Origin of the sequence: Ferdinandcohnia salidurans (assembly GCF_042680725.1) — a bacterium.
In the GTDB taxonomy this organism is placed as follows: domain Bacteria; phylum Bacillota; class Bacilli; order Bacillales; family Bacillaceae_L; genus Ferdinandcohnia; species Ferdinandcohnia salidurans.
On the sequence record NZ_JBHUEK010000022.1, the window covers coordinates 67,802 to 87,774 of the forward strand.

General features: G+C 38.0%; 17 protein-coding genes and 1 other annotated feature (1 of these 18 cut by a window edge). Of the genes, 9 read left to right on the forward strand and 8 right to left on the reverse strand.

Going from position 1 to position 19,973, the window contains the following annotated elements:
• Positions 1–14 precede the first annotated feature (14 nt).
• From ACFSFW_RS14185 to ACFSFW_RS14210, 6 genes are all read right to left on the reverse strand, one after another.
• A complete protein-coding gene (locus ACFSFW_RS14185) occupies positions 15–1,523 on the reverse strand; it encodes a tripartite tricarboxylate transporter permease (protein WP_388039193.1) in 1,509 nt (502 codons plus the stop codon).
• Between the two features lie 16 nt (positions 1,524–1,539).
• Entirely contained in the window at positions 1,540–1,989 is a 450-nt protein-coding gene (locus ACFSFW_RS14190) for a tripartite tricarboxylate transporter TctB family protein (protein ID WP_304214479.1), read from the reverse strand.
• 248 nt (positions 1,990–2,237) lie between these two features.
• On the reverse strand, positions 2,238–2,921 hold the full coding sequence (locus ACFSFW_RS14195; protein ID WP_388039195.1) for a response regulator: 684 nt from the start codon (positions 2,919–2,921) through the stop codon (positions 2,238–2,240).
• Positions 2,921–4,528: an ATP-binding protein gene (locus tag ACFSFW_RS14200; RefSeq protein ID WP_388039197.1), complete on the reverse strand. Its 1,608-nt coding sequence runs from the start codon at positions 4,526–4,528 to the stop codon at positions 2,921–2,923. Before ACFSFW_RS14200 ends, ACFSFW_RS14195 begins: the two co-directional genes overlap by 1 nt.
• Before the next feature lie 171 nt (positions 4,529–4,699).
• Positions 4,700–6,118: a hypothetical protein gene (locus ACFSFW_RS14205; protein ID WP_388039198.1), complete on the reverse strand. Its 1,419-nt coding sequence runs from the start codon at positions 6,116–6,118 to the stop codon at positions 4,700–4,702.
• Positions 6,119–6,232: 114 nt separating this feature from the next.
• On the reverse strand, positions 6,233–6,739 hold the full coding sequence (locus ACFSFW_RS14210; protein ID WP_304214471.1) for an antibiotic biosynthesis monooxygenase family protein: 507 nt from the start codon (positions 6,737–6,739) through the stop codon (positions 6,233–6,235).
• A gap of 130 nt (positions 6,740–6,869) precedes the next feature.
• Here ACFSFW_RS14210 and ACFSFW_RS14215 point away from each other — a divergent pair, with 130 nt between their 5' ends.
• The 4 genes from ACFSFW_RS14215 to hemY all read left to right on the forward strand — a co-directional run bounded on the left by ACFSFW_RS14215 (position 6,870) and on the right by hemY (position 13,025).
• Positions 6,870–9,008, forward strand: a complete 2,139-nt coding sequence (locus ACFSFW_RS14215) for a transglycosylase domain-containing protein (protein WP_388039200.1) — start codon at positions 6,870–6,872, stop codon at positions 9,006–9,008.
• A 214-nt stretch (positions 9,009–9,222) separates the two neighbouring features.
• Positions 9,223–10,260 (forward strand): uroporphyrinogen decarboxylase, encoded by a 1,038-nt coding sequence (hemE, locus tag ACFSFW_RS14220; protein ID WP_304214468.1) that lies wholly within the window; start codon positions 9,223–9,225, stop codon positions 10,258–10,260.
• Between the two features lie 22 nt (positions 10,261–10,282).
• Positions 10,283–11,215, forward strand: coding sequence for a ferrochelatase (hemH, locus tag ACFSFW_RS14225; RefSeq protein WP_304214466.1), 933 nt, complete (start codon positions 10,283–10,285; stop codon positions 11,213–11,215).
• 379 nt (positions 11,216–11,594) lie between these two features.
• Positions 11,595–13,025, forward strand: coding sequence for a protoporphyrinogen oxidase (gene hemY / locus ACFSFW_RS14230; RefSeq protein ID WP_304214464.1), 1,431 nt, complete (start codon positions 11,595–11,597; stop codon positions 13,023–13,025).
• Positions 13,026–13,056: 31 nt separating this feature from the next.
• Here hemY and yhfH read toward each other — a convergent pair whose 3' ends face one another.
• Positions 13,057–13,185, reverse strand: coding sequence for a protein YhfH (yhfH, locus tag ACFSFW_RS14235; protein ID WP_010283487.1), 129 nt, complete (start codon positions 13,183–13,185; stop codon positions 13,057–13,059).
• 178 nt (positions 13,186–13,363) lie between these two features.
• On the opposite strand from yhfH, the gene ACFSFW_RS14240 reads away from it, so the two are divergent.
• From ACFSFW_RS14240 to ACFSFW_RS14260, 5 genes are all read left to right on the forward strand, one after another.
• Complete coding sequence (locus ACFSFW_RS14240) at positions 13,364–14,095, forward strand: MBL fold metallo-hydrolase (protein ID WP_388039203.1); 732 nt, start codon at positions 13,364–13,366, stop codon at positions 14,093–14,095.
• Between the two features lie 6 nt (positions 14,096–14,101).
• Positions 14,102–15,091 (forward strand): lipoate--protein ligase, encoded by a 990-nt coding sequence (gene lplA, locus ACFSFW_RS14245; protein ID WP_304214459.1) that lies wholly within the window; start codon positions 14,102–14,104, stop codon positions 15,089–15,091.
• Between the two features lie 170 nt (positions 15,092–15,261).
• Complete coding sequence (locus tag ACFSFW_RS14250) at positions 15,262–16,815, forward strand: fatty acid--CoA ligase family protein (protein ID WP_388039205.1); 1,554 nt, start codon at positions 15,262–15,264, stop codon at positions 16,813–16,815.
• Between the two features lie 129 nt (positions 16,816–16,944).
• On the forward strand, positions 16,945–17,721 hold the full coding sequence (locus tag ACFSFW_RS14255; RefSeq protein ID WP_388039206.1) for an enoyl-CoA hydratase: 777 nt from the start codon (positions 16,945–16,947) through the stop codon (positions 17,719–17,721).
• 48 nt (positions 17,722–17,769) lie between these two features.
• The gene (locus ACFSFW_RS14260; protein WP_388039208.1) at positions 17,770–18,075 is read left to right on the forward strand and encodes an MGMT family protein; all 306 of its coding nucleotides are present in this window, start codon (positions 17,770–17,772) and stop codon (positions 18,073–18,075) included.
• A 28-nt stretch (positions 18,076–18,103) separates the two neighbouring features.
• Here ACFSFW_RS14260 and argS read toward each other — a convergent pair whose 3' ends face one another.
• On the reverse strand, positions 18,104–19,789 hold the full coding sequence (argS, locus tag ACFSFW_RS14265) for an arginine--tRNA ligase (RefSeq protein WP_388039209.1): 1,686 nt from the start codon (positions 19,787–19,789) through the stop codon (positions 18,104–18,106).
• Between the two features lie 44 nt (positions 19,790–19,833).
• Positions 19,834–19,973: a binding site (T-box leader), on the reverse strand (it continues 65 nt past the right edge of the window).

Sequence of the window (19,973 nt, forward strand, 5' to 3'; positions counted from 1 at the left end):
ATCGATTATTCATTCTAAAGGGAGGTATTTTCGTTTAGATCTGTCTTTTTCTTTTTTCTTTTGTTCACGAATAATGGATAAGTTAGTGATAAAAGTGTCAAGATTAATAGTGTAATTGAAATAGGTGAACTAACAAAGATATCTAAATTACCATGACCAGCTACAAGGCTTTTTCTGAAGTTTTGTTCCATATCTGTTCCAACAATTAATGCTAAAATCATTGGAGCAATTGGGAAGTCGTAGAGCTTCAAGAATAAACCGATGACACCGAAAATAATTAAGATATAGAAGTCTAATATTGTGTAGTTCATTGTGTATGCACCGATAAATGCAAGGACTAAAATAATTGGATATAAGACCTTTGCCGGAACATCTAAGATTTTTACAAAAACACCAACCATTAATACGTTAATTAAGAATAAGAAAATATTACCTAAGAATAGACTATCGATTAAACTCCATACCATATTTGGATCACTTTCGAATAGAAGTGGGCCCGGTTTTACACCTAGCATGACAAGAGCTCCTAGCATTACGGCTGTTGTTCCAGAACCAGGAATACCCATTGTTAATAGGGGAACGAAAGCACCAACCGCTGCTGAGTTGTTAGCTGTTTCGGGTGCAGCTAATCCTTCAATTGCCCCTTTACCGAACTCTTCAGGTCGCTTCGAAAGTTGTTTTTCAGTACTGTATGCCATTAATGAAGCAATCGCGCCACCAGCACCAGGTAGAATACCAACTATGAAGCCTAGTGGCGAACTACGGAACATTGGCCATTTTGAACGTTTCCAGTCATCCTTTGTAATCCAAATTCGTCCAAGTTTATTCTTCTTACCAATTGGTCTATCAATTGTTAAGTAGTTATAGAGAATTTCCCCAACTGCATAAATACCAATAATAATAACTAAGAAGTTAATTCCATCACTTAAATGAACATTGCCATATGTGAAACGGTGTACTCCTGTTTGTAAATCGATTCCGACAGTACTTAGTACTAAACCAAGCCCCATTGAAATGAATCCTTTAGTCATATTTCCAATTGATAAGGAAACGACAGCTGATAAAGTGAAAAGCATAAGTAAAAAGTATTCCGCTGGACCAAATTGTAGAGCGAAATTAGATAGTGGCTTTGCTAAAAACATAAAGCCAATAACTGCGACAAAACCACCGATGAGTGAACCGATTGCCGTAATCGCAATTGCTGGGCCCGCACGACCTGCTTTTGCCATTTGGTAACCATCAAATGTAGCGGCAACAGCTGATCCGTCACCAGGAGTGTTAATCAAGATTGAACTTAATGAACCACCATACATGGCACCATAGTAAATAGTTGCCATTAAAATTAATGCACTTGTTGGATCCATTCCGAATGTAACTGGGATTAAAACCGCAATTGCTGTTGCCGGTCCTAAACCTGGAAGCATCCCAACAATGGTTCCTAAAAATCCTCCAAATACGACAAATAGTATATTTTCCGGCCTAAGTACCGTTGCAAATCCTTCAAGAATTCCTTGGATATCCATGTTATCCCCCCTTAATCTATGGTAAGCTGACGGCTAAAAGTTGAGAAAAGGCGTACCATGATCCCAAACTAAATAAAACAGCTACACTAATATTAACCTTCCATTTTTCTTTACCATTAACGATGAATAAAACAGCTGCCATGAACAGCATTGTTGAAATTAAGAATCCTACTCTTTCAAAAATGAGCGTGTAAATCAATGATAATACCAATGTAGAAATGATTAGAAAGGGAACTCTGCCCTTAAACAATAATTTGATTTCTTCATTTTTAGGATAGTGATTTTTAAGTTCTTTTATGAGATAAATAACACTCACAATAAATAGAAAAATACTAACCATCATTGGAAAATAGAGTGGACCATTTGGGTCTCCCAATTTGGCTTTAGGTAGATTAAGAGTTGAAATAAAGTAGAAAATGCTAATTAGAATTGAAATAATTGGTAGAATTAATCTAGTTGCCCCCATTTTAATAACCTTCCTTTCTCTAAATCTTTTTTTATTATTGATTCATTTTCTTGACCTTTTAAACACCCCTCATAGTAGTTAAAATTCTTAGTTGTTCTAATATAACTCTTAAAACTATTTTAAAAGTTCAGACACAAATTTGTAACCGTTTTCAAAATAAGTAATATAAAATTCGATAAATACTTTTTGTTCATTTTGTTCATGAAAAAGCATCTTGAAAGAGATTCAAGATGCATAACCTTTTATGATCATTTTTGTTTTGAATATTTACGTTCAGGCCTACCGACAATCCCATATTCAAGTTCGGCAATTACCTCATTAGTTGATGCTAGGTATTCTAAGTAACGTCTTGCGGTTGTTCTGGATGCTCCCATGCGTTCACCCATTTCTTCAGCAGTAATTCCTGTATCCAAGCGGTTGATAATATCTCGTACTTTTTCAAGGGAAAGGGGGTCAATCCCTTTTGGATAATGTATTTTCTTTTCGACAGGCTGAATTTGTTTGCCCCCGAAATAGTGGTCTACAATCGTCTGATCGACTTCATTCCTGCTGTTTAATAGTTCTTTCTTTTCGATATATTTTTCTATCGTTTCCGTAAACTTTTCAAATGTTACCGGTTTTATGAGGTAATGAAAAACTCCGCCACGGAGCGATTCTTCTAAATGTTTCTTTTCCGTCGCGGCAGTTATCATAATGATGTCTACATCAGGATGCAGATTTCGAATGATCGGCAAAATTTCAGTACCCATTTTATCGGGCATATAAACATCTAATAAAAGCAAGTCTATATTTTGATGTTGGTTTAACAAATCAAGGGTTTCCTTTGCGTTTGAGGATTTACCCATCAGGTTCACAGCTTCAATTCTTTGTAAGAATTGTTCATGAATCGAGGCTACCCTAAAGTCATCCTCAGCAATAAGTACATTTATCATCAGTCTTCCTCCTTATCAATCTGACTTTTTATCGGTAGAAAAACCGTAAAAATTGCTCCGCCATTCTTTCCATTTGATATTTCGATTGAACCATTTAACTTATCGACTACGGTCTTCACATTCCACAGTCCAAAGCCCCTGTTTTCTTCACCTTTAGAGGATACTCCTTTTTCAAAGAGAAGGGACATTTTTTCGGTAGGAATCCCGTTGCCATTATCACTAACTTCAAAGACAATATCGTTTCCGATGTCGGTTACGAAAAATGTTACTTCGCCTTCGTCTTGCATCACTTCGTCAATTGCATTGTCAATCAGATTTCCAATTATGATGATACAATCCGTAATTGAGATATGGTTTGGTAATTTGGATAAATAGCTATTTTCATCGATTATCAAACTAATCTTCTTTTCCGATGCCTTTCCTACCTTTCCAAGTATAATAGCTTGGAGCTTAGGATCTTTAATTTGATTAAACAATATATCGTTTTGAAAGTTTAATTGATTTGTTTCTTCCTGAATCATAGCAATTGCTTGTTCATACTGTTTTAACTGCAGTAATCCGGATAAAACATATAATTTATTTGTGAATTCATGAGTCTGTGCCCTTAAATCTTCGGAGTAGTTTTTAATCTCTGTTAAGGTATCGACCATTTTCTTAATTTCTGTTTTATCTCTAAAACTAGAAACTACTCCAACTGTTTTACCATTCTCAATAATAGGCATACGGTTCACAATTAACACACGATTATTGATAATCATTTCATCATCGGTCTCAACCATATTTGTATCTAATACCCTGAGCATTCTTGTGCTTGGCAGAAGCTCAGCAATTGGTTTATTAATACTGTCATTTGAAATTCCAAGCATTTGTTTTGCAGATTTATTAAGTAATGTAATATGTCCCTTATTATCAATTGCAATAATTCCTTCTTTTACCGATTTTAAGATTGCATTCCTTTCTCGATATAAGGAAGCAATTTCATGTGGTTCAAGTCCCATTATGTCATTGCGAATACTCCTTGCTAATAGAACCCCACCAAATAAGCCAACTATTAAAACAATAATCGCAACAAATAAGGTTTTCAGTAATTTCTTATTGATATTTTGTTTTATCTCATTCTTTAAAAAACCAACACTTACAACACCAATGATTTGTTGTCCAGATTCTCCTGAAATAATCGGTGCCTTTCCCCACAAAATATTCCCTAGTTCATTATCTGTTTCGACTGTGTAAAAGCTGCCAAACACAATCGCTTTATAGTTTTCGTCATCAAAGGCGGAATGGTTGATACTAACATCGGGATAAGAGAAGTTTAGCCCATCCTTATATTCGATAAAAATAAAATTAGCTCCAACTTGGTTGCTGATTTGCTGTGTAATTGCTTCCATCGAACCAGATTGTAAATCTTCATGAGAACCATCTTTCAAGGCAGGTATTAATGAAAGTGTACGTGATGCCTGTAAAGAAAGCTTTTGCATTTCTTCATTGGTTTCTTTTGCTTCATAATAAATAAACATCCCTGTTAAGACTGATGTCACAAACACAATTAAAGTAAGAATTAATGTGATAATTTTAGTTTGTAAGGTAATGTTAAAAAGCTTTAACATGTGTCTCTCTCCGATGACATTAATATAGGAAGAAAATGTAGAATCTACTAGTATTATATCGAAAAATGGCGTAGATTCATAACATTTAATTTATTGAAACTTTTATAATTTACTATTTTATAAAAAATAAAAAAGAAGCCCTTATCTTGTAAGAGCTTCTTTAACGATTGATTAGATTAAAAACATCGCGACAATTGTTGTTACTACCAATCCAATTGTTACGGGAAGTAAGTTCTTCCTAGCAAGTTCAAATGGGTCGACACCGCATATTGCAGCGGCAGGAATGAGCGCCCATGGAACGAGGGTTCCGCCGCCGACCCAAATTGCGGCAATTTGACCAAGTGCGGTTAATGTCGCAGCACCGGCCCCGAGAGCGGATGAGAATAATGCAGCAAGTGAGCCAGCTAACGAAATTCCTGAAAAGCCTGAACCATCTAACCCTGTTATAGCACCGACAATGGTTAAAGTAACCGCGCCGACGGGGGCGTTTAATGGTACGACAGATGCAAGACTAACTCCAAGGTCATTCACAATTCCCTGTGAATGCTCTGGTAAGAAGTCGCCAATGATTTTAACAAAACCAGAGTCCCCAAGATAGAAAAACGCGGCGATTGGAATGACCGGACCAAATACTTTGAATCCAAATTGAAAGCCTTCAATTAAATAGGTTGTTGTTTTTTCTAATCCAGCATTTTTATGAGCGACAAGTGAGATTAGTAGAAGAATAAAGATAGAGGTTCCACCAACAAGCGCTGTTGCGTCTCCACCGGAAAGATTTAAGACAGACATGGCAACAACATCTAGGGCAAAAAGGATAGGGATTAAAATGGCAAAGAGACGTTTTGCGGTTGTAGAAAGTAAGCCTCTTAAACGTTCTTCTTCTTTTTCTGAAAGATCCTGTGTCAACGGATTTGAATAGTCAGAATTACCATCTACAGAAAGAGTTCCTTTTCGCATATCGCGACGGAGTAAAAAGTAGGCTACAACTGTTGTTACAATCCCCATCACAAAAACTAAAGGTATACTTGCTTTTACAACCTCCATAACTTCAAGACCAGCAGCATCTGCTGTAAGCTTAGGGGCGGCTTGAATGATAAAATCACTTGACAATGCAATTCCGTGACCGAACAAATTCATTGCCATTGCGACACCCAAAGCGGGCAAACCTACTCTCATTGCTACCGGTAAAAGTACCGCACCAATAAGGGCCACTGCTGGGGATGGCCAGAAAAACCATGAGATCACCATCATGACAATACCAATTGTCCAATAAGCAAGAGCAGGGGAACGGATAAGTTTTGCAAAAGGAGCAATCATGATATCATTGATTCCCGTCACCGTTAATGCTTTACTCATCGAAACAATAATCGATATGACGAGTATCGTTGAGAGTAACTCGGTTATTGCATAAATAAAGCTATTAAAGACACCACTTACGGAAGCGCTTATTGAACCAGTTGCTGTAATGGCGAGAAGAAAGATACCGAAAATACAAATAAGTGAAGTGTCCCTCCTCATCACCATAAAACCAATGATTAAGAGGATAAACGAAACATATATCCAATGCAGGGCGGTTAATTCCACTAACATTGTTAAACCCCCATTCGCTAATTCCGAATTCAAGCAGAGGTAACTACACGTTAACCTATGTTTGTATTACAGAATATGTAGCTGGGGATTAGGTGTGAGAAGTGCACACAAATTTTAATCATCTGTTAATGAGTGAAAAGTTTTTGTATAAACAGGTCCTGAAAAGATTGTTTGGTTTAAGCCTGCTTTCGTTTTTTCAATAACTTGTTCAAGCTGTTCAAAACCTTCCGAGCGTGTCCAATCTAAATAAAAAGATTCTTTTTCCCAAAAGCTTACAACTACAAAAGTATCACTTTTTATTGGCTTTAGTGCGCGAAAGGCAATAAATCCTGGAGTGTTCTGAAACACGGAACCCATTTGGGTGATATTGTATTCAAATAACGGTTTACCTTCCTCTGTTACCGGGATATATGTGAAGGCAGAAAATTTCCCACTCTTAATGTCTCCTGTAGCATTGAGAACTTCATATTTTCGTGGGGCGGCAAAAATAGATTTCTTCGTTGTTTCATGGAGCAGAATCGCTGTTTCGTTATTATAAAACGCAGTCATGTTTTCTTTTTTGTGCTTTTCCTGGAGTTTTTTCAAAAAATCAATGGTACCGAACGCCATATAAAAGTTCATGTAACTCCTCCTTTATTAATAAGGCATACATAGTGAGAATCTTTTACAGTTATACTAAAAGATAACATAACCAACTAAACGTGAAAAATGTTTGAATGCCGTAAATTCTTTATTCCAAGGAGGTCACAGTATGAAAAGAAAATTATTTCTCTCATTGTTTATTATTATCGGTTCGTTTGTCCTTGGATTGTGTGGGTATTTGCTTATCATATATGCAGGTGACTATGTCATTGATGACAAAAAACTTGTTATGAATTCAGCAACAAAACTTGTTGATGAAGATGGGCAGTTTATTACGAAATTATATTATGAGAATCGGGATATTGTACCGATTAAGGAAATTCCGGAATATGTACAGCAGGCATTTGTTGCAGTAGAAGATACTCGGTTTTATCAACATCATGGTATCGATCTTCAAGCAATTGCTAGAGCCGTATACAAAGATATTATTGCCGGTGGAAAGGTAGAAGGTGGAAGTACGATTACTCAGCAGCTCGCTAAGAATGTCTTCCTAACAAATGAAAAAACATTCTTGCGTAAAACGAAAGAATTGATCATAGCCATTAATTTAGAGGAAGAGTACAGTAAGCAAGAGCTCTTAGAAATGTATTTAAATCAAATTTATTTTGGTCACGGTGCATACGGAATTCAATCTGCATCAAAATTTTATTTTAATAAAAATGTAAGTGAATTATCGGTTGAAGAAGGTGCGCTACTTGCAGCAATACCGAAAGCACCATCAACTTATTCACCCATCTTAAATCCTGAAAAAAGTAAACAAAGACGGGACTTGGTCATTAACTTAATGGAGAAAAGAGGGTTTTTACAGCCAGAGGAAGCTGTTAGAGTCCAAGGAAAGACTCTTTCACTAAATGTCCATGAGGTAGAGCGGGACCCAGCATTAGTAACCTATATCGATATGGTATTTGATGAAGCGAAGACACGCTATCAATTATCAAATGAAGAATTGCTTAGAGGTGGCTATACAATTACTGTTCCTCTTCACTTGGAGATTCAAAAAACAGCTTTCGAGCTATTTAAGGATCAAAAGAACTTTCCGGGTGTTGATGAAAATGTAGAAGGTGCTTTTGTACTATTAGATAATGATACAGGTGGCGTTTTAGCTAGTATTGGTGGTAGGCATTATGTAAGTCGAGGCATTAATCGTGTTGTAATTAAACGACAGCCGGGATCAACGATTAAACCGTTGGCAGTTTACGGACCGGCATTGGAAGAAGATGAATTTGAACCCTATTCCATGTTGGTTGATAAAAAATTAACCTATGGTGAATATGAACCAAGCAATTATTCAGGTATTTATAAAGGTGAAATTTCAATGTATGATGCTTTAGTTGAGTCATCAAATGCTCCAGCTGTTTGGATGCTTGATAGAGTTGGTATTGATACAGCTAAAAAATATTTAACGAAAGCAGGTATCACAATTCCCGACCAAGGTTTATCAATCGCTTTAGGTGGACTTAAAGAAGGCATTTCTCCTATTGCAATGGCAAAAGCCTATCGCGCCTTTGCCCGTGATGGAAAAGTGATTGAACCACATGTCATTAGCAAAATCGTAAACCGTGAAGGAAAAGTGATTGGAGAGGCATCGACACATGAGACTGAAGCCTTTTCAAAACAAACGGCTTGGTATATGACAAGAATGCTTGAAGGCGTTGTCGATAATGGTACTGCAAGGGTGGGAACTTATCCGGGTGCACTAGCAGGGAAAACTGGGACAACCAATTTACCTGGTGTAGAAAATGGAATCAAGGATGCTTGGTTTGTCGGATTCACACCGTCCGTGGTAGGGGCAATTTGGATGGGCTATGATTCTACAGATGCCACTCATTATTTAAAAGGTGGAAGTGCATCTCCGACGAAACTCTTTAAAAAGATTCTTGATCAATCTGAACTCAAGAAAGCAACTGCTTTTTCGGCTCCAAAGGATGTAGAGGAACTTGAGCCACCGATACGGCTCGCGGAAATTGATGATGTTAAAGCTAGCTTAACCTTTAAACCACTTGGACTATTTACGGTTTCCCTAAAATGGACACCTGCAGCAGATGAACGGGTTGAATATCGAATATATGAGGAGAATTCAAAGTCTGTAAAATATGTGGGTTCTGTTAGAGGTAGTGGGGACTTTGAGATTGAAAATGTAAATATATTTTCGATACCATCTTATTTTATAGTCCCTTTTAACTCCCAGACGAAAGAAGAAGGAACAAAATCTCAAGCAGTTAAGCCTACCTTTTTCTCTAGTAAATAAAACATGTTAAAGGGTGGTGTATACTTTCACCACCCTTTATCTGTGAATGTTCGTCAAATTTTTGACATTTGCCCCGGTTTTGTATACAAGGATAGTAGAAACAATTATAGTGATAAAGTGAGGATATGAAATGTTCTTCTATTTAATAAATAATACTTACTTATGCTATTATAAAGACTATTGTGTGAAGATGTTGAAAGGAAGGTAAATACATATGCAAAAGGGTTTTAACGATACATTATTAAGAGCGGCAAGGGGGGAAAAGACGGAACATGTACCTGTTTGGTATATGCGTCAAGCGGGACGATCCCAACCAGAATACAGAAAAATCAAAGAAAAATACGGACTGTTTGAAATTACACATCAGCCTGAGTTATGTGCATATGTGACAAGACTACCAGTTGAGCAATATGATGTGGACGCAGCAATTCTATATAAAGACATCATGTCTCCACTTCCTGCACTTGGGGTAGATGTTGAAATCAAAGCAGGAGTTGGACCTGTCATCAGTAACCCAATCCGTTCCGTAAAGGACGTTGAGAAACTTGGTGAAATACATCCTGAAGAAGATGTTCCGTATGTGCTTGATACAATTAAGCTATTAACGACTGAGCAACTCTCCGTTCCATTGATTGGATTTGCAGGAGCACCATTTACTCTAGCAAGCTATATGATTGAAGGTGGACCTTCAAAAAACTATAATAAAACGAAAGCTTTCATGTACGCACAACCTGATGCATGGTTTGCACTAATGGATAAACTAGCTGAAATGACAATTACATATGTGAAGTCACAAATAGCTGCAGGTGCAAAAGCTGTACAAATTTTTGACTCTTGGGTAGGAGCATTAAATGTGGCAGACTACCGTCATTTCATTAAACCAGTCATGCATCGTATCTTTACTGCACTTCGTGAGGAGAATGTACCATTAATCATGTTCGGAGTAGGAGCAAGCCATTTAGCATTAGAATGGCATGACTTACCGCTCGATGTTGTAGGACTTGATTGGCGCTTGCCAATTATGCAAGCAAGAGAGCTTGGAATTACAAAAGCAGTTCAAGGAAATCTTGATCCAGCAATTCTACTAGCTCCTTGGGAAGTCATCGAAGAAAAAGCAAAAGAAATCCTAGACCAAGGAATGCAACAACCGGGTTATATATTCAACCTTGGACATGGTGTTTTCCCAGATGTGAAACCAGAGACACTAAAGCGTCTAACTACATTCATACATGAGTATTCAAGTAAAAACTAATCTAGCTTTAGAGGTGTATTAAATGACAAAAAAGAAAATGGGATTACTTGTAATGGCATACGGTACTCCATATAAAGAAGAGGATATCGAACGATATTATACACATATACGTCATGGTCGTAAGCCCTCACCGGAAATGCTCGAAGACCTACGTAGTCGTTATGAAGCAATTGGTGGAATTTCACCTCTTGCAAAAATTACGACTGAACAAGGGAAAAAACTTGAAGAGCATTTAAATCAAATACAAGATGAAATTGAGTTTAAATTGTATCAAGGTTTAAAGCATATCGAGCCATTCATTGAGGATGCAGTAGCTCAAATGAATCAGGATGGAATAGAGGAAGCAGTGAGTCTCGTTCTTGCACCTCATTTTTCAACCTTTAGTGTAAAAGCTTATAATGGCCGTGCGAAAGAAGAGGCAGAAAAGCTTGGGGGGCCAACCATTACTTCTGTAGAAAGTTGGTATAAAGAGCCTAAGTTTATTGATTACTGGGCAAAACAGGTGAAACAGGTATTTACTTCAATGCCAGAAGAAGAACGTGAGAATGCAGTATTAATCGTTTCAGCACATAGTCTGCCTGAAAAAATTATTGCTGCTGGCGACCCTTATCCTAGTCAGTTACAAGAAACTGCTGATTTAATTGCTGAAGCAGCCGGTATCAAGAATTATGAAATAGGCTGGCAAAGTGCAGGAAACACACCTGAACCATGGTTGGGTCCAGATGTTCAGGACCTAACGAGAGACCTTTACAATGAAAAAGGCTACAAAGCTTTTGTCTACATTCCAGTTGGATTTGTAGCAGATCACTTAGAGGTTCTCTATGACAATGATTACGAATGTAAAGTTGTTACAGAAGAACTAGGTGTAAGCTATTACCGTCCTGAAATGCCAAATGCAAAGCCAGAATTTATCGATTGTTTGGCAACAGTGGTTTTAAAAGAACTTAAAAAATAAATGGTCAGTGAATTTATACATTTAAATGAGTGTTCAAAAGGAGGATGAAAAGGACCGCGTCGACAAAAACGCCACGTCCTGTGGCATTGTCGACACTAGCACATCCTGTGCGTCGAAAGTTCGAGGCGGTGCAGCTTTGAGTAGCGGAACGTATGCAGTTAATACGTGAGCATAAGAATTGCTTCAGTGAATCCCCTTCGCACGCCGGAAAGGGTGTTTTTCCTTTCCAAGGAACGGAAAAGCAAGCCAACGAGCTTCCACAGGATGTGGTGACTTCGACGTTCGACACAGGACGTGTCGGCCCTTAGTCGAAGCTCCGCTATCGATGTGTCATTTTCATCCGATTTTTTGACATCCTATTGAAAGAAGGCGATGTTAAGTGAGTAATCAAAAGGTAGTTGTAATAGGTGGCGGGATTACTGGTTTAACTGTAGCTTATTATCTCCAGAAAGAGGCAAGGGAGAAGGGCTTAGACATAAAATGTACCCTTTTAGAAGCAAGCCATCGACTTGGTGGAAAAGTACAAACCGTGGAACGAGATGGTTTTGTCATTGAAAGAGGTCCAGATTCCTTTTTAGCTAGGAAAAAGAGTGCCTCTCGTCTTGTCAATGAGGTTGGTCTAGGGGATAAATTGGTTAACAATACTGCTGGTAAATCATATGTACTTGTGAACGGCAAGCTTCATCCGATGCCAGGTGGGTCTATCATGGGTATTCCTACTCAAATTGGTCCATTCATCACTACAGGTTTGTTTACCCCGTTTGGTAAACTTCGTGCGGCAATGGATTTTGTGTTACCTCGTACACCTGGTGAAGGTGACCAGTCACTCGGTCAATTTTTTAGAAGAAGACTGGGCGATGAGGTCGTTGAAAACCTTATTGAACCATTGCTTTCAGGGATATATGCTGGAGATATTGACCAACTAAGCCTAATGTCGACTTTCCCTCAATTCTATCAAGTTGAGCAGAAATACCGGAGCTTAATTTTAGGCATGAAGCAAACAACACCACCAAAACCAAAGCCAAGTGGGGAAACAAATTCTGCTCCAAAGGGACAGTTCTTAACTGTGACATCTGGATTACAGTCATTTATTGATGCAATTGAAGAAAAACTTGAGCCTGGGACCGTTTTTAAGGGAATAAAGGTTGAAGGTATTGAAAAACAAAGTAGCCATTATGTCATTAAACTGAACAACGGAAAAGAGATTACGGCGGATAGTGTAGTTGTTGCCACACCACATCATGTAACCCAATCCATTTTTAACCAATACTCATTTTTTGATTCCTTTAAGGAAATGCCTTCTACATCAGTAGCTACTGTAGCAATGGCTTTCCCTGAAGAAGCCATTAAAAAAGATATTGATGGAACTGGCTTTGTTGTATCACGGAATAATGATTATATTATTACGGCAGTTACTTGGACCCATAAAAAATGGCCGCATACGACCCCTGAAGGTAAAGTCCTTCTTCGTTGCTATGTTGGTAAAGCGGGAGACGAAGCAATCGTTGATCAATCAGATGAAGAAATTGTCAAAGTGGTTCTTGATGATTTAAACAAAACAATGAATATTACAGACCAACCTGAATTTTCAATTGTAACAAGATGGAAAGATGCAATGCCGCAATACACAGTTGGGCATAAGGATAGGATTGAATCTGTTAAGAACAATGTTGCCGAACAACTACCAGGTGTCTTTTTAGCTGGAAGCTCTTATGAGGGTCTAGGACTACCTGACTGTATTGATCAAGGTGAAGAAGCGGTTAACAAGGTATTGGAATATTTAAAAGAAACTACACCAGTTTTAGTGTAAAAAGAAAAGGAAGGCCGAGGCCTTCCTTTTGTTATTTAATTTCGTTACAGTGGTCGCATTTGTTGCCGTAGCACTCATGCTGTTCGTCGATATCATGCCCACACTCTACACATTTTTTGGGTGGTAGGTTTTTAAAAAATTCTGTACTTTTTACTAACATTTACAACCCCTCCGTTTCTTTGTTATTTATAGTGTACTATAACAGATGAAAATATGTCAATAACTGTTTTGTAACAATTTATTAAAAAAGTGAAATTTTTTTGCGTATCGATTATAGTGGTAGTGGGTAGGGTAAACCATTGAAGAGTTGTTAATTTAAGGGAGAGAAAGGTGATCCTATGAAGGTTACGGTAGTTGGATTTTGGGGTGGATTTCCAGCAGTGAATGAAGCTACATCTGGTTATTTATTTGAGCATGACGGTTTTCGGTTACTCGTTGATTGCGGAAGTGGTGTACTAGCACAGCTTCAAAACTATCTAACAATTGATGAGCTTGATGCGATGATAATATCTCATTACCATCATGACCATATAGCAGATATTGGTCCGATGCAGTATGCAAGACTTGTAACAAGTGCAATACATAATCTCCATAAGGAACTGCCGATATATGGCCATACGGCTGATAAAGAAGGTTTTTCAAAATTGGAACATAAAGGACATACAAAAGCGATTGCATACAATCCAGATGAAACTATCAAAATAGGTCCATTTTCAATTTCATTTATGAAGACGAAGCATCCAGTTGTATGCTATGCAATGAGAATTACTGCAGGTGGACAGACTGTTGTATTTTCAGCAGACTCAAGCTTTCTAGAAGAGTTTATTCCGTTTACACGAGATGCAGACCTATTTGTTTGTGAATGTAATCTGTATGCGGATCAAGATGGTTCAAATATGGGCCATATGAATAGTTCGGAAGTAGGTAAGATTGCTAAAGCAGCTAATGTAAGGGAACTTTGGTTAACACATCTGCCTCATTACGGTAATCATGAAGACCTTGTCAATCAAGCTTCAGCGCAATTTAATGGTCGTATCAAATTAGCAAAATCAGGACTAACTTGGGAGTGAAAAACGATGTTATTTATCGATAATAAAGGAATACATGATCCACAAATTAACTTAGCCATTGAGGAGTATGCACTAAAAAATCTAGATATAAATGAGACTTACTTATTATTTTATATAAATGCTCCATCCATTATCATTGGAAAAAATCAGAACACAATTGAGGAAATCAATACGCAGTATGTAGAAGACAATGGGATTAAAGTAGTGAGACGCTTATCGGGTGGTGGAGCTGTTTACCATGACCTAGGAAATTTAAATTTTAGTTTTATTACGAAGGACGACGGAGAAAGCTTCCACAACTATAAAAAGTTTACGGAGCCGGTAATTGAAGCATTACATAAACTTGGGGTAAATGCCCAGTTAAGTGGCCGAAATGATATTGAGGTGGAAGGAAGAAAAATTTCAGGAAACGCTCAATTTTCAACAAGGGGTAGAATGTTCAGCCACGGAACACTAATGTTCGATTCAGAAATTGACCATGTAGTATCAGCACTTAAAGTGAAAAAGGATAAGATTGAGTCGAAGGGGATTAAATCTGTAAGAAGTAGAGTTGCGAATATTAGTGAATTCCTAAATGAAAAAATTACAATCGAAGAATTTAGACAAATGCTGCTACGTTACATTTTTAACACCGATGGTGATATTCCTGAATATGTACTAACAGAGAAGGATTGGGAAAACATCCATGAACTTTCAAAAGAACGCTATCAAAACTGGGATTGGAACTACGGAAAATCTCCAAAATTCAATTACCAGCATACTCATCGCTTCCCTGTAGGTTCGATTGATGTGCGACTAGAAGTACAAAGGGGAATGATAGAAAACTGTAAAATTTTTGGTGACTTCTTTGGTGTGGGTGATGTAGAAGATATTGAAAAACGTTTAATTGGAACAAAATATGAAAAAGCGGAGCTAGAGCAAGCATTGAAGAATGTTGATATTCAGCATTATTTCGGTAAAATTACAAAAGATGATTTTATCAATTTAATTTATTAAATGAATGACAAAGCGGATTAGATTCATACAATCTAGTCCGCTTTTTATAAAAATATGCAATACCATCTTGATAGTAAAACTTTCTTTCAATATAATATATTTAGAATTTTATTTTTTGTCAATAAATGAATGATTATTCATTCATAATATTGGCTGAGGGAGGGAGAAAATTGAATCTATCGTCACGACTAGGGGAAACAGCGCAGAAATACTTCGAAAAACCAGCATATATTTTTCAAGGGAATGTAAGTACATATGCTGAATTAGATGGTGCAGTTACAAAGTTTGCAAATGGCTTGGAGAAGTTGGGAATTAAAAAGGGTGATCACATTGCTCTAGTACTAGGCAACACTCCACATTTTGTTATTGGATTTTACGGTGCACTACGTGTAGGGGCAACAGTTATCCCAATTAATCCGATATATACTCCGGATGAAATCGGATATATTATTAACAACGGAGATGTAAGGGCTGCTATTACGTTAGACTTGCTTGTCCCACTTTTTGAAAAGATGAATGAACACCTTCCGAAAGTTGAACATCTCATTGTTTGCGAAACACCAGAGGGTACAAATAGTGGCGTCGATGTCACAAAACTATCAATCTACCCAAAATTGAAATCGTTTACAGAGGTTGTTAGCTCAGGTCAACTCTCATACGATGGACCAACGCTTGAAGATGAGGATGTTGCCGTAATCTTGTACACATCTGGTACAACGGGTAAACCAAAAGGAGCCATGTTGACCCACATGAACTTGTACAGCAATGCAAGGGATGTTGCGGAATACCTAAAAATTTCTGATCAGGATAGGGTTATTACAACCTTACCGATGTTCCATGTTTTCTGCATGACAGTCGCATTAAATGCACCATTAATGAGCGGTGGAACAATGCTGATTGTACCTAAGTTTAGCCCAAAGGAAATATTCCAAATCGCAATTGAGCATCAGGCAACTGTTTTTGCGGGGGTACCAACGATGTATAATTTTCTCCTCCAATATCCTGATGGAAATCCTGAGGATCTAAGCTCTTTACGCTTATGTATTTCAGGAGGGGCAGCAATGCCTGTTGCACTTTTAAAGAGCTTTGAGCAGAAGTTCAATGTTCTTGTATCTGAAGGTTATGGTTTATCTGAAGCATCACCTGTAACCTGCTTTAATCCGTTAGATCGGCCTCGAAAACCAGGCTCAATTGGGACAAACATTGTCAATGTTGAGAATAAGGTTGTCGACGAAAATGGTGAGGAAGTTCCTGTTGGTCAGGTTGGAGAGTTGATTGTTCGTGGCCCAAATGTCATGAAGGGCTATTATAAAATGCCTGAAGAAAGTGCTGCAACATTACGCAATGGCTGGCTTTATACGGGTGATTTAGCCAAAATGGATGAAGAAGGCTATTATTATATCGTTGACCGCAAGAAAGATATGATCAATGTTGGTGGATATAATGTTTATCCAAGAGAAGTAGAAGAAGTCCTTTATAATCATCCTGGTGTTGTTGAAGTTGCTGTTTTTGGGGTGCCAGACCCGAATCTGGGTGAGGCAGTTGTCTGTTATGTTGTGAAGAAGGTAGAAGAGCTAACAGAAGAGAATCTTCTTGATTATTGTCGTGAGCATTTAGCTAAATACAAGCTTCCTAGTAAAATAGAATTCCTAGAAGAACTTCCTAAAAATACGACCGGAAAGATTCTCCGTCGTGCCTTAAAGGATTTAGTTGCGAATAAATAAGGTAGACGAACAGGTCAAACGGCCTGTTCTTTTTAGTATGTCGACGCTGATAAAAATTGTTAAAGGAATTTTTTAGTTTGAAGCGAAATAGGATGTAAGCGATATTAAAATTATAGAAGAGGTGGAACTATGACTACAGTTTTATACCAAGTTGAAAATCACGTTGCAACTGTCACATTGAATCGCCCAGAAGCGTTGAACTGCTTTAATTATGAGATGCTTAAAACACTTGATGAGGTTGTCGAGGATATCCGTACAAATGCCGGTGTTCGCGCTGTTATCATAACTGCAACAGGTGAAAAAGCATTTAGTGTGGGTGCAGATTTAAAGGAACGAAAAACATTAAATGAAGCACAGGTTAGAAGAAATGTATATAAAATAGGTCAGGTTTTTGCTAGTATCGGAGATTTACCACAGCCAACTATTGCTGCAATTAATGGCTATGCATTTGGTGGTGGAATGGAGCTTGCGCTAGCTTGTGATTTCCGAATTTCGGTTGAAAATACACAGATAGGGTTGACAGAAACAAGTCTGGCAATCATTCCTGGAGCGGGTGGAACGCAACGACTTCCCCGCCTTATTGGTGAAACAAAAGCAATGGAGCTAATTTTAACGGCAAAACGAATTAGCGCCGAAGAGGCGAAAGAATATGGGATTGTATCAAGTGTTGTACCGCGTGAAGAACTAATGGAAGCTTCCATGAAGCTAGCAAATGATATGTTAAAGAACGGTCCTCTTGCCTTACAGCAAGCTAAATTTGCTATTAAGCAAGGGTTAAACACGGACCTACATACAGGCTTTAAGATTGAACGCAAAGCGTATGAAGTGATCATCCCAACGGAGGACAGGGTGGAAGCGCTAGCTGCCTTTAATGAAAAAAGAAAACCGAACTATAAAGGGAAATAAGTTTAGTGAGCTCACAATAATTATTTTTAGTGTTAGGATAAAGTTAATATGAAACCATTTACCGAAAGTGTTATTAGAATCATTAAGCAAATACCGTCTGGAAAGGTTATGACTTATGGACAGATTGCAAAACTCGCGGGAAGTCCAAGAGGTGCAAGGCAGGTTGTGAGGATCCTTCATTCGATGAGTAAGAAATATAACCTTCCTTGGTTCCGGATTATCAACTCCAAGGGTGAAATTGCGATCGCAGATGAGGAAACACGTGCTGCTCAAGTCATCTTTCTTAAGGATGAAGGGATAGAGGTTGTAAACGGTATAATTGACCTGAAAAAATATCAGTATCATCCAGAATAAGAGCCCGGGACACAACGTCCTGGGCCTACTACATTTCCTCGGGTGCTTTAACTCCTAGCAATCGTAATCCTTCTTTCAGTACAATGGTAACGGAACGGACCAATGCAATTCGATCATTCATTTCTTCATCCACTTGAAGAACCTTTACATGGCTATAATACTTGTTGAATTCTTGAGAGAGCTCTATTACATATTTTGCAATTACTGAAGGCTCGTACTGCTGCATACTTCTTTGGATGGTTGCCGGGAAATCCATCAAAAGCTTCACAATTGACCAGCTATACGAATCGGAAAGTCCATTTGTTGTTTCCCCTGAAAGCTTCGCCTTTCGTAAAATAGAACAAGCTCTTGCATGAGTATATTGAACGTAAGGTCCGGTAGTTCCTTCAAATTTAAGCATTTCTTCTAGTGAAAATTCAATATTGTTGAGTCGTTCATTCTTTAAGTCATGGAAGATGATTGCTCCCAAACCGACCATTTTCGAGATTTCGTCTTTGTTTACGAGACTTGGATTTTTCTGTTCAATGTTTTGCTTTGCGAGCTCGATTGCTTCCTTCATAACCTCTTCCAACAGAACTATTTTTCCTTTTCGTGTCGACATTTTCTTTCCATCTTTAAGGATAAAACCAAATGGAACATGGACCATTTCCTTCGCCCACTGATAACCCATTTTTTCAAGTACTAGAAATATTTGTTTAAAATGCAAGCTTTGCTCATGTCCTACTACATAGATAGCTTTAGCAAAATGGTAGTGATCCTGCCGATAGATGGCTGCTGTAACATCTCTAGTTGCATAAAGGGTTGCACCGTCAGATTTTTTAATCAGGCAAGGAGGGAGATTTTGTTCAGATAAATCGACTACCTCTGCACCCTCTGACGTAGATAAAAGATTTTTTTCGTTTAACATTGCAACTGTAGTTTCCATTTTGTCATTATAAAATGCTTCTCCATGATAGGAATCAAATTCAACATCTAGCAGGGAATAAATTCGTGAGAACTCCTTTAATGATTCCTCTCTAAACCAGCGCCAAAGGTTTAAGGCTTCTTCGTTTCCTTCTTCAAGCCATTTGAACCACATTCTTGCCTCATTCTCAAGTTGAGGATTTGTCTGGGCTTCGTCGTGGAAACGCACATAAAGCTTGAGCAACTCCGTTATCGGGTTGTTTCTAACGGCCTCTTCATTACCCCAAAGTTTATATGCAACAATGAGTTTTCCGAATTGTGTACCCCAATCTCCAAGATGGTTAATTCGGAGTGGCTGATAGCCACATTTCTCCACAATCTTGGCAAGCGCGTTACCGATAACAGTGGAACGCAAATGCCCCATCGAAAAAGGCTTTGCGATATTTGGTGAAGAAAAATCAATGGTAATTGTCGCTCCTTGACCAAAGTTGTGGCTTCCGTAATTTGACTCTTTGGCATGGATGGTTTGAAGAATATGTTTACTCACTACTTGCTTGTTTAGAAAACAGTTTATATATGGCCCCTCGGCAACAACCTCCTCAAAAAGGGAGCCTTGAATTAAAGGTGCCATTTCTTGTGCAATAACAGCAGGTGATTTTCGCAAGTGCTTGGCAAGGGCAAAACAAGGAAATGCTAAATCACCTTGTTCCTGAAATTTTGGTTTTTCAATAAGTTTTATTACTTCTTCATATGATAAAACATCTTGTAGTTGCTTTGATATAGCTTCGGCATACACTTGTATAACATTCATTTTTTCTAACCCTCCTTTAAAGATAAAAAAAATCCCGTCTCTATAAAAGAGACGAGATTTACCCGCGGTACCACTCCAATTGTTCACGATGAACCTAACTTAATATGTAACGGGTTCCCCCGGCACACCCTACTTATTTCAGGTGGGCTTCTCAGAAGTGCGGTTCATCTTGATTTCACCATCG

Bases quoted from the DNA above. Each gene is read 5' to 3' on its own strand.
- ACFSFW_RS14185 (WP_388039193.1), bottom strand. From the start codon at position 1,523: ATGGATATCCAAGGAATTCTTGAAGGATTTGCAACGGTACTTAGGCCG.
- ACFSFW_RS14190 (WP_304214479.1), bottom strand. From the start codon at position 1,989: ATGGGGGCAACTAGATTAATTCTACCAATTATTTCAATTCTAATTAGC.
- ACFSFW_RS14195 (WP_388039195.1), bottom strand. From the start codon at position 2,921: ATGATAAATGTACTTATTGCTGAGGATGACTTTAGGGTAGCCTCGATT.
- ACFSFW_RS14200 (WP_388039197.1), bottom strand. From the start codon at position 4,528: ATGTTAAAGCTTTTTAACATTACCTTACAAACTAAAATTATCACATTA.
- ACFSFW_RS14205 (WP_388039198.1), bottom strand. From the start codon at position 6,118: ATGTTAGTGGAATTAACCGCCCTGCATTGGATATATGTTTCGTTTATC.
- ACFSFW_RS14210 (WP_304214471.1), bottom strand. From the start codon at position 6,739: ATGAACTTTTATATGGCGTTCGGTACCATTGATTTTTTGAAAAAACTC.
- ACFSFW_RS14215 (WP_388039200.1), top strand. From the start codon at position 6,870: ATGAAAAGAAAATTATTTCTCTCATTGTTTATTATTATCGGTTCGTTT.
- hemE (WP_304214468.1), top strand. From the start codon at position 9,223: ATGCAAAAGGGTTTTAACGATACATTATTAAGAGCGGCAAGGGGGGAA.
- hemH (WP_304214466.1), top strand. From the start codon at position 10,283: ATGACAAAAAAGAAAATGGGATTACTTGTAATGGCATACGGTACTCCA.
- yhfH (WP_010283487.1), bottom strand. From the start codon at position 13,185: ATGTTAGTAAAAAGTACAGAATTTTTTAAAAACCTACCACCCAAAAAA.
- ACFSFW_RS14240 (WP_388039203.1), top strand. From the start codon at position 13,364: ATGAAGGTTACGGTAGTTGGATTTTGGGGTGGATTTCCAGCAGTGAAT.
- lplA (WP_304214459.1), top strand. From the start codon at position 14,102: ATGTTATTTATCGATAATAAAGGAATACATGATCCACAAATTAACTTA.
- ACFSFW_RS14255 (WP_388039206.1), top strand. From the start codon at position 16,945: ATGACTACAGTTTTATACCAAGTTGAAAATCACGTTGCAACTGTCACA.
- ACFSFW_RS14260 (WP_388039208.1), top strand. From the start codon at position 17,770: ATGAAACCATTTACCGAAAGTGTTATTAGAATCATTAAGCAAATACCG.
- argS (WP_388039209.1), bottom strand. From the start codon at position 19,789: ATGAATGTTATACAAGTGTATGCCGAAGCTATATCAAAGCAACTACAA.